The following is a 9,885-nucleotide window of genomic DNA, read 5'->3' as shown; positions in this document are numbered from 1 at the left end:
GCCGTAAGTACCACACCAGCCTGGCAGCCCAATTTCCTTATAGCAAAACTTAATTCCGGTGTAGGGCGCAAGGCTTCAAACAAATACACTTTTATACCATTGGCAGCAAAAATATTTGCGGTGGTTTCGGCAAAAAAACGACCGTTATTCCTGCAGTCATGTGCAATAGCCACACTAACTGTACCGCTAAAAGATTTTTTTAAATAATTAGCAAAGCCCTGTGTGGCCATGCCTACCGTATATTTATTCATACGGTTGGTACCAATGCCCATAATGCCACGAAGACCGCCTGTACCAAACTCTAAATTTCTGTAAAACGAGTCTTCTAACTCTGCAGGATTATCCTTTTGCAGTGCAGTAATTTCGTCTTTAACCGGTTGGTCGTAATTGCCGCTAAGCCAGTCGCTGATTCTTTTAAGAGTGTTTGCTTCCATATATTTTAATTTACATCCTCAAAAATAAATGTTTCGTATATCATTAACATCATATTGGGTTATTTTTGTTTTTTATGTACCAAACTTCAGAATATAAATCGGCTGCGGTGGCGTCGCACTCTTGTACTTTTAAAGCTTTATTGAGCTTTTACCTTCTGTTTGCTGCTACTTTTCAATTAATGGCTCAGGATTCAACCCAAAAAGTAAACTCAGTTTTTACAAACGGTACTTTCTCTGACCACGGAGATACAATAACATTCAATACAAAACAGAATAAGTTTAACAACAATAAATTAACCCCACAACAAACAAAAAAAAGAGTAAAAATAATCGCCACCACCAACATAATTGGTTACAGCGGTGCAATGGTTGGCCTTTACGCAGCATGGTATAAAAATTATCCGCAAACTAATTTTCATTCCTTCAACGATATTGGGGAATGGAAAGGCATTGATAAAATTGGGCATGCTTACAGTGCCTATGCCGAAAGTAAAGCCAGCATGGAACTGTGGCGCTGGACAGGTATTGACCGCAAAAAAAGAATTTGGCTGGGTGGCATGAGCGGTGCAGTTTATCAAACCGTAATCGAAACTTTAGATGGCTTTAGCAAAGAATGGGGCTGGAGCTGGGGCGATTTTGGTGCTAACATTTTAGGCAGCGGCATACTGGTTGCCCAGGAGTTGGTGTGGGACGAACAACGGATTCAATTTAAATTCTCTTTTCATCGTAAATTTTATAGTGACCCGATACTTAACCAGCGCAGCAATAAAATTTTTGGTGCCAGTACTGCCGAACGTTTTTTAAAAGACTATAACGGTCAAACCTATTGGCTGAGTGCTAATTTAAAATCATTTTTTCCAAAAAGTAATTTACCGGCATGGCTGCAAATTTCTGTTGGTACAGGTGCCGAGGGTTTATTTGGCGCCAATAAAAATATTGGTAAAGACGATAATGGTACCATGAATTTTAACCGCACCGATATTAAACGCTACCGCCAATGGTATTTAGCACCGGATATTGATCTTACTAAAATTAAAACCAATAAAAAAGGAATTAAAGTGGCGTTGAATATTTTAAACATTGTAAAATTTCCCATGCCTTCATTAGAATATTCCAATGGTAAGTTTAAATTGAATGCACTTACATTTTAGTTTTTGCCACGGATTACAGTACTTAGCACGAATAATACATTTTACCTTTTATAATTTTTAGTATTAAAAAAATCTGTGTAAATCTGTGTAATCAGTGGCTATATTTGTTTTATTAATTGCTATAATGTGGCAACATTTAATTTACGGGAACAAATTTTAAAAGAACATTCCAAAGCGCAATGCACCACAATTGTAAATTGGGTAGGTGCATCACAAAAACGTTTTGACGAACTTTTTCATTTATTTTTAAATGACGAATACCGTGTGGTGCAAAGGGCGGCGTGGCCAGTGAGTTATTGTGTAATGGGCCACCCTGATTTTATAAAAAAACATTGGCCTGCTTTAATTAAAAATTTGCAAAAACAAAATTTGCATAATGCCGTAAAACGAAATAGTATTCGATTATTGCAGGATATCAAAATTCCTAAAAAATACCAGGGGCAAATAATGGATATTTGTTTTAAGTATGTTGAAAGCCCCACAGAAGCTGTTGCAGTAAAAGCATTTTCGCTAACGGTGTTAGGTAATCTTGCTAAACAATACCCCGAAATTATTCCTGAAATAAAATTATTAATTAAAGAACAATTACCACATCAAACAGCAGCTTTTAAAAGCAGGGCTAAAGTTTTTTTAAAGCGGGAATAAAAAATTAAGATGCACTGCAAATAAATTAAAACACATTATCCACCGCCGGCCTGCTGTAATTTTCTTTACCCTCACTTGTTTTAGGCATACCAAAATAAAAATACAACGTACGTTTTTTACTGCCGCTTACATGATTTAATTCGCTTTGTGGCCCAAGGTTTTTTGTATTGGTACTTAAGCCCGTTGCTAATTTTGTTCCTATTGGAGGAATACAATCTAAAAAAGAAATATTGCCTGATGGTAATTCGGGATGCGGTTTTGCTGCAGCACTCAATGCATAAAAATCGAAAAGGCGAATGAATAAACCACTGTCTTTACTGGCTATATAAAGTTTACCTTCCACTGTACTTAATTCCATCCAGTTTACTTCGCCGTAATAACCCTTAAACTCGGGATATACAACAGGCGAATAACCGGTGTGGGTATTGTTATAAATATTCTGCCACACATTTACCGGAGTGCCTGCCATACGGTTTTTCCATTGGCGGCTGGGGCCCTTGCCCAACCAGCGGCTGGATAAAACATAATTCTCGGGATAATTAAATGTGATACCAGCAAAAGGCAGGTCACCATCAGCGTTATACTCATACTCCAATGTTACCCATCCGCTGCTGTTGATTTTCCATTTGGTATATTTCATGTTGCCGCTGTAATTAAATTCTACTACCTGTTCGTTTACTTCTTTGTACATTTTACTGCTTACCACTGCGGCATCACCTTTTACTAAAACCGGCCCATTGTTAAAAGACAAAACATAATCGTTGCTGGTATTTTTTGTAGTAACGAGATTGCCCGATTTTTTATCGAGAGTTATACTAACATCGCCGCCTCGCATTGTATAAACGGTATCCGTTTCTCTTACAAAAACTGAATCATTTTTTGTAGTTACAAAATTGCTGATGATAGATTGATTACTTTTTATTTTACTTGTCCACTTGTATAATTCTTTTCCAAAATTATCTCGGGCAACAAGTACCAGTGCATCATAATCTTTATAATTTAACGGAAGATTTAATTGTAATAAACCTTGTTTTGTTGCAGCAATATCCGGTGCAGTAATTATTCCTTTTTGCTGTACCACATAACCATCAAATCTATCGAATGGTTTACTGTAATTTATCAATGCCCAGTAAAATGTACATTGGTTGGCATTTAGAAAATAAAAGCGGTTATCCACTTCAATTTGCCCATTAAAATTTGCAGGCAATTCCACTGGCATATTTAATTTTATGGGAGAAAAAATTTCACGCAGTGCATAAAAACTTCCTTCTTTTTCCCGGTGTGGGCCAAGGATACCATCGTTTGCGTTTAGTCCGTTTGCATCTAATGCATTGTTCAAGTCTGTTCTTACTACGGCTTCATCTGTAAAGGCCCAAATAAAAACCCCGCCACTTTTTTGCGACTTCCAATGCAGGTTCCAAAAATCATCCATCGCTGCACCAGCGCCGCCATCATCCTGTGCATGCAGCATTTCTGTTGGCATATAGATGAGAGAATCGTTCAATATTTTTTGTGTGCTGTAATAATCTTCGTAATGGTTACAATCAATACCATTGAACTGATTGCCGGGGCGATGGTGCGGATGAATGACAGGACGTTTTTGAAAATCCCATTTTACAAAATCATCATCCAGTTCTTTATTGGTGCCGCCTTCATTTCCATTGTCCCAAAAAATTATTGAAGGATGATTCAAATCTCTTAACACCAATTCTTTTACCAATGGTTCGCCTGCTTTTGAAGAATAAAATTTTTGCCAGCCAGCCAGTTCATCTAAAACATAAATGCCGAGACTATCGCACAATTGTAAAAAATATTTATCTGGGGGATAGTGAGAACAACGCACTGCATTCATGTTCATTTCTTTTAGCAGCAATGCATCCTGCAGTTGCTGATCGTCGCTTAATGCTCTTGCAGTTTCGGGCCACCAGCAATGACGGTTTGTTCCTTTAAATTTTACCTGTGTACCATTGATGTACACTCCCATGCCATAACGAATTTCTATTGTACGGAAACCGAATTTTTCGTTTAACTCATATATTTTTTTTCCGGTAGCATCCTGCAATACCACATTTGCATTATAGAGGTTCGGTGTTTCTGAAGTCCAGGTTTTTATATTTTGCATTGATGCCGTTGCAACAATATTCTCAGCCGATTTTGCAACCGGAGCTTTTAGCGTACCAATAATTTTTTTGTTGGCATCTGTAATGGTAGTAACAACAGTTGCATTTTGCGAAAGATTTTTTACCCAAACCTGCATAGCAAATTTACCATCTGCTTTTGCATCAATGCCCACATAATCTATAAACTGTTTTGGTGTGGCTTCTAAAAATACGGGACGAAAAATGCCACCGAAAACCCAGTAGTCCGCTAAACGTTCTGCATTATTTACACTGGCATCGGCACTCATTTTGCTTACTGTTACTTCCAGTCTGTTAGGTTTATCAAAAAATAACAATGCTGTAATATCATATTTAAACCTATAAAATGCTCCCTGGTGAATAGCGCCTGCAAGCTTACCATTTATCTTTACTTCAGTATCCGTCATGCTGCCATCAAAAACAATATTGATGTTTTTCCCTTTCCAGACTGGCGCAATTTTAAAAGAATATTTGTACATACCTTTCTCGTCATAAAAACGAAAGTTTTTGCCATTGGTTTTATAATCCCTTCCATAATTATAATTGCCAAAGCCTTGCTGCTCCCAGCAACTGGGTACTTGTATTTTACTCCATGTGCCACTGTTTCTTCCAGCGCTGCACATAAAATCCCATTGCACTGTGTTTTTGGTATCGGTACCAGAGAGGTATTGAATTTGTTTTGTTTGGGCATTGGCAATTGACGAAACAATAATGCTGAAGACTACAAATATTTTACGCATGTTTATTGTGGAATTGCTTAAATCGCAACAAAATAAAAGAGGAGTTTTTTTTAGCACCATACAATCGTTTATAAGATTGTAAATTAGGTTTATAGGAGTGGTAAGCTGTCCTGTTGTATCCTGCGGTTATAAAAGTACATTACCAATTTGATGAAAGACCTTCAAAGATATAATGTTGAATGGAGCCCTTCGTTCCTCAGGATAAACTCTGCCGATGTCGCCTCATAGAAGTACAAATGCCCGTCACAAAGATATTTGGCGTAGCCGAAGATTATTTTAATATTTCTTCAATTGCCTCCAACTCTTCTTTACTAAACTCTATATTTTTCAAACAATCAATCGAATCTAATAATTGTGCAGATGAACTGGCGCCAACCAAAACAGACGTTACTCTTCTATCTTTTAGCAACCAGGCTAATGCCATTTGTGCTAAGGTTTGGTTGCGTTGTACAGCGATATTGTTTAATCCTTTTATTTTATGCAGAATGGTTTCTGTTATTTGTTCTGCTTTTAAAAAAACACCTTTAGTAGCTCTTGATCCTTCGGGAATACCATTGATATATTTATTGCTTAGTAAGCCTTGTGCCAAGGGAGAAAATGGAATACAACCCACGTTATAATGTTCAACCGTATCCAGCAAGCTGCCTTCCACCCAACGGTCAAACATAGAATATTTGGGCTGATGAATTAAACAAGGGGTGCCGAGTTGTTGCAAAATTTCAAACGCTTTTGCAGCCTGATCGGCAGGATAATTTGAAATACCTGCATACAATGCTTTGCCCTGACGTACAAATAAATCTAAGGTGGCCATCGTTTCTTCTAAGGGAGTATTGGGATCGGGGCGGTGACTGTAAAAAATATCTACATACTCCAGTTGCATTCTTTTTAAACTCTGATCGATGCTGGCTACCATATTTTTTTTGCTGCCCCACTCACCATACGGTCCGGGCCACATGTAATAACCGGCTTTACTACTGATGATCATTTCATCACGGTAAGCCTGGAAATCCTGATGGAGAATTTTGCCAAAATTAATTTCGGCACTGCCGGGTGGCGGGCCGTAATTGTTGGCCAGATCGAAATGAGTGATGCCGTTATCAAAAGCAGTGTGTAATGTTTTTCGATACACTTCTTCTGAATCTACATCGCCGAAATTATGCCACAATCCTAAGGAGATGGCGGATAACTGAATACCGCTTTTTCCGCAGCGGCGGTATTGCATATTTTGATAACGATTTTCGTTTGCAGTGTAAGGCATAATTATTTTTAATTTTTCTGCAATTTAATATTTACTTGCTCATCTCTGTCACAAATTATTTCTCCATTTACATATTTTAATTGGGACAGTTGAATTACACTTCTTTTATCATCAAAACTTCCCTTTGCTGCAGGATTAGTTTTTTGCCTGCCGGGATGGGTAAAATAAAAAATGTATGCTTTATCATTGTTCACCACCACATCGCAATGACCGCCAATAGCCTGATCATCCAATCCTTTACCGGGAGTTTCTAAAATTCTGTTGGTTTGTTTTTTCCAGGTAAGCAAATCATCAGAAGAAAAAACTTCCATGCCTTTCCAGGCATCAATGATCATAAAATATTTTTGCTTGTAGTAAAAAACTTTTGGGCCTTCTCCCCTTGCAGCAATAGCTTTGCCTTTATCTGCCCAAGTATATAAATCTTTACTATCAGCATAATAAATACTCTTGCCGTCTTTTTCATTATTGTACCACATGCGCCATAAACTATCATTTACTTTAAATACGGATGCATCAATTACTTTTTCATTCACCAGTTTTAGTGTGGATTGATAATTCCAGTTTTTCAAATCTTTACTTATAAGATGAACTATTACTCTTGGATGATTCCAATCTTTAAAAGTACCGGGCACATAAGTTAAATACATGTGATAGATTCCATTTGCTTCAATTACATCTGGTGCCCAATGGGTGTAACCGCTATCGGGACGGTAATTAATATTGGCAGTGTCGATATACTTCCATATTCTGCCATCTTTACTTTCTGCAATACCAATCCGGGTACCATGCACCCATTGAACGGTGGAATCATTTAGTGCAGCCCTGCGGTTGGTGTACAACATCCACCATTTCTTTTTTTGTTTGTTGTAAATAATCACAGGGTCGGCTGCGCCGTGATAAACGGGATCATCAAATACTGGTTTGGAAGCAATTTTATTTTGTGCATGAACAACAGTAAATAGAAACAGAATTAATAGCGTTGCTTTTATTTTTTTCATTCGTGATTTTTATTTGTAATCCAGGCGGCAGATAGATAAGGCATGCTCTCCACATAACCACCGTCAGAGTTTGTTCCGATAAATCGGAACTGACGGGGTTATATTATTCAAACACAATCACAAATCCATCATTAGGTTTAATAACTATAGTTTTACTTTGTTTGCCATAAACTGTTTCTTTGCTAATGTTAATTTCATATTTTTCGTTGGATGAAAATAAAGTACCGGTTTTAAATGGCACAATAAAAGGCAATTTATCAATCACAATATTTTGTTGTATTGAATCTGCATTGACCCCAGCTACATACCACTTCTTTCCTGCCCTTCTTGCCACAGCATAAAATTTCCCTGGATAACCATCTATAAATTTTACTTCGTCCCAAAATGCAGGGATATTTTGCATATAATTTTTTACAGCCCCAGGCATTTTAGCCATACCCTCAGGCCCTTCAACAAAATGCTGAATGCCGGATAAGAAAATAACTGCAGTAGCCATTTCAAAAGCAATACTTGTTTTACGGTTTATTTTTGGAATTTTATACAAACTCACCGGTGTAAAATCCATAGGATCAAATGCGTTTCTTGCAAAAGCACTCATCACCATATGTGCCGGCGCAACATCCGCATCTTTTTGATTGAAGGTGATCATTTCATAACCATACACTGCTTCGGTAGTCATTAAATTGGGATAGGTTCTTTGCCATCCTCTTGGTAATGTGGCTCCATGAAAATTTACCAGCAAATGATACTGTGCTGCATCTTCTAAAATATCCTGATAATAATTTATCATCGATTGTCCATCGCCGGAAAAAAAATCCGTCTTAATACCTTTGATGCCCAACTGTTGCAGAATAGCAAATTCTTTCATCCTGCTTTCGTGAGTAAGCATTTTATCTTTTGGGGTGTACTTCACCGTATTCCAATCGCCGGCAGAATTATACCATAATAAAATGCCTACATTTTTTTTAGCGGCATAATCTGCCAGCTCTTTTATTTTTTCATATCCAATTTTTCTATCCCAATCTGCATCTATTAAACAATATTCCCAATGCATATCGGCTGCATAGTCAATATATTTTTTTTGTTCTTCATAAATAATAAAATTGTCTTTACTCATAATCCAGCTCCACGATGCCCGGCCGGGTTTTATAAAACTGCTGTCCATTTTTACAGCGGGTAAAGCAAGATCGGTACCTAATGTTGATTCGGAAATAGTTTTTAAACTTCCCAGCGCAATAATACGCCATGGAGTTTGCCACGGCAATGTTGATTCTGGAAATAAAATAGCATTGGTAAATTTCTCCGGCTCCTGCGGAAAATTTGTTTTGTATTCGTTGTTATCAGAAAATTGTTGCAACGAAGTACCGCAATATGTTCTGCCCAATGCTGCTTCGGTTATCAACATCCACACATTATCGTATTTGAACATTGCTGGATATACCCAACCGTTTTTACCTGGTGATGGCGTACCTGTTTTTATATCCATCATATAATGTGCTTCGTAAGATGGGTTGCTGTGCTCCCACCCGCTTTGTGCTTCTGTTTTAGGTTGCAGCCATGCTTTGGTACCATTTAAAAAATGGAAGGTTGTGGCTTCTGTGGTTATTTTTTTTATAGCAGAAGATATTTGTGGAAATACATAACGAAATGCCACACCATCATTTGAAACCTGGAATACAACCTGCATAGCATCGCCATTGCTGTTGTTTACAGTTATTGTTTTTTTATTGGCTAAATACTTAATGTAAGATTTTTTTGCTGTCAACATTTTATAACTGTCTTTTACCGAAGACTGCTCCGATGCACTTAACCATTGCATGCCTGTTGAAAAGTTTGCATCTTCCCGTACAATACCTAATGCGGAATTTTCCATTACTTTTTTTCCTGCATACAGAATATTATAGATTAATTGCTTATTACTATTCAGCAATACCTCTGCTATAATTTTTTTATCAGGGCTTGTAATAACAGTACGTTTTACAATTTGTCTTTTTAATTGAGCATCTGCTTTGTATGCAAAAGAAAAAATTAGTACTGCACATAATAAAACTATTCTTTTCATTTCCTGATTATTTTTATTAATCCTTGTATTTTCTTTTCAACCATTCTTCGGGCAAAGGTATAATACAAATATTCATTGATCTGTTATCTGCAGAAAGCATGGCAGATTGAATTTGAATTTTTGTTCCATCGGGGCTTATAGTTGGATGCGGATGATCAGCTGCTGTTGCTTTATGCCCGGCAGAAAGCAAGATCATTTCGTTCGTGTGGCGGTCTATTAAATAAATATTTCTTGTAAAATCATCTCCTGCTGCCCATCGTCCATCGGAGGATGCACTTACATGCCATAAGCCGCTGCCACTTTTTGTTTGGCCAACAATTATCATTTCTCTTGTACGAAGATTTACAATTCCTAAACCTGTTGGTTTTTCTCTTGTACCTGATGGGCCCCATGCAGATTCCTGCCCTGGGTTGGCTCCACTAACAGGCGTACCTGCTTCTGTATTTTTATTTGTACCGG

Annotated in this window: 7 protein-coding genes and 1 pseudogene; 2 read left to right on the top strand and 6 right to left on the bottom strand. The window is 37.5% G+C overall.

Annotation, left to right across the window (positions count from 1 at the left end):
* Window positions 1-434: pseudogene (locus tag ACY651_RS18610) on the bottom strand (phospho-sugar mutase); the annotation flags it as partial.
* A 74-nt stretch (window positions 435-508) separates the two neighbouring features.
* On the opposite strand from ACY651_RS18610, the gene ACY651_RS18605 reads away from it, so the two are divergent.
* Both ACY651_RS18605 and ACY651_RS18600 read left to right on the top strand, forming a co-directional pair.
* Window positions 509-1,585, top strand: coding sequence for a DUF2279 domain-containing protein (locus tag ACY651_RS18605; protein ID WP_462255009.1), 1,077 nt, complete (start codon window positions 509-511; stop codon window positions 1,583-1,585).
* A gap of 126 nt (window positions 1,586-1,711) precedes the next feature.
* Window positions 1,712-2,230: a hypothetical protein gene (locus ACY651_RS18600; RefSeq protein WP_462255008.1), complete on the top strand. Its 519-nt coding sequence runs from the start codon at window positions 1,712-1,714 to the stop codon at window positions 2,228-2,230.
* Between the two features lie 25 nt (window positions 2,231-2,255).
* Here ACY651_RS18600 and ACY651_RS18595 read toward each other — a convergent pair whose 3' ends face one another.
* From ACY651_RS18595 to ACY651_RS18575, 5 genes are all read right to left on the bottom strand, one after another.
* Window positions 2,256-5,108: a glycoside hydrolase family 2 protein gene (locus ACY651_RS18595; protein WP_462255007.1), complete on the bottom strand. Its 2,853-nt coding sequence runs from the start codon at window positions 5,106-5,108 to the stop codon at window positions 2,256-2,258.
* 271 nt (window positions 5,109-5,379) lie between these two features.
* On the bottom strand, window positions 5,380-6,366 hold the full coding sequence (mgrA, locus tag ACY651_RS18590) for an L-glyceraldehyde 3-phosphate reductase (protein WP_462255006.1): 987 nt from the start codon (window positions 6,364-6,366) through the stop codon (window positions 5,380-5,382).
* A gap of 8 nt (window positions 6,367-6,374) precedes the next feature.
* On the bottom strand, window positions 6,375-7,364 hold the full coding sequence (locus tag ACY651_RS18585; RefSeq protein WP_462255005.1) for a family 43 glycosylhydrolase: 990 nt from the start codon (window positions 7,362-7,364) through the stop codon (window positions 6,375-6,377).
* A 103-nt stretch (window positions 7,365-7,467) separates the two neighbouring features.
* Window positions 7,468-9,426 carry a glycoside hydrolase family 97 protein gene (locus tag ACY651_RS18580; protein WP_462255004.1) on the bottom strand — a complete coding sequence of 653 codons (1,959 nt, stop codon included), beginning with the start codon at window positions 9,424-9,426 and terminating at the stop codon, window positions 7,468-7,470.
* A 16-nt stretch (window positions 9,427-9,442) separates the two neighbouring features.
* The coding region (locus tag ACY651_RS18575; protein ID WP_462255003.1) for a TolB-like translocation protein at window positions 9,443-9,885 on the bottom strand (443 nt) is incomplete at its 5' end.

The organism is Ferruginibacter sp. (genome assembly GCF_031391665.1).
Classification (GTDB): Bacteria; Bacteroidota; Bacteroidia; order Chitinophagales; family Chitinophagaceae; genus Ferruginibacter.
Note: the sequence above shows the minus strand (reverse complement) of the source record. Positions and strands in the feature narration are given on the sequence as shown.

Bases quoted from the DNA above. Each gene is read 5' to 3' on its own strand.
- ACY651_RS18605 (WP_462255009.1), top strand. From the start codon at position 509: ATGTACCAAACTTCAGAATATAAATCGGCTGCGGTGGCGTCGCACTCT.
- ACY651_RS18585 (WP_462255005.1), bottom strand. From the start codon at position 7,364: ATGAAAAAAATAAAAGCAACGCTATTAATTCTGTTTCTATTTACTGTT.
- ACY651_RS18580 (WP_462255004.1), bottom strand. From the start codon at position 9,426: ATGAAAAGAATAGTTTTATTATGTGCAGTACTAATTTTTTCTTTTGCA.
- ACY651_RS18595 (WP_462255007.1), bottom strand. From the start codon at position 5,108: ATGCGTAAAATATTTGTAGTCTTCAGCATTATTGTTTCGTCAATTGCC.
- mgrA (WP_462255006.1), bottom strand. From the start codon at position 6,366: ATGCCTTACACTGCAAACGAAAATCGTTATCAAAATATGCAATACCGC.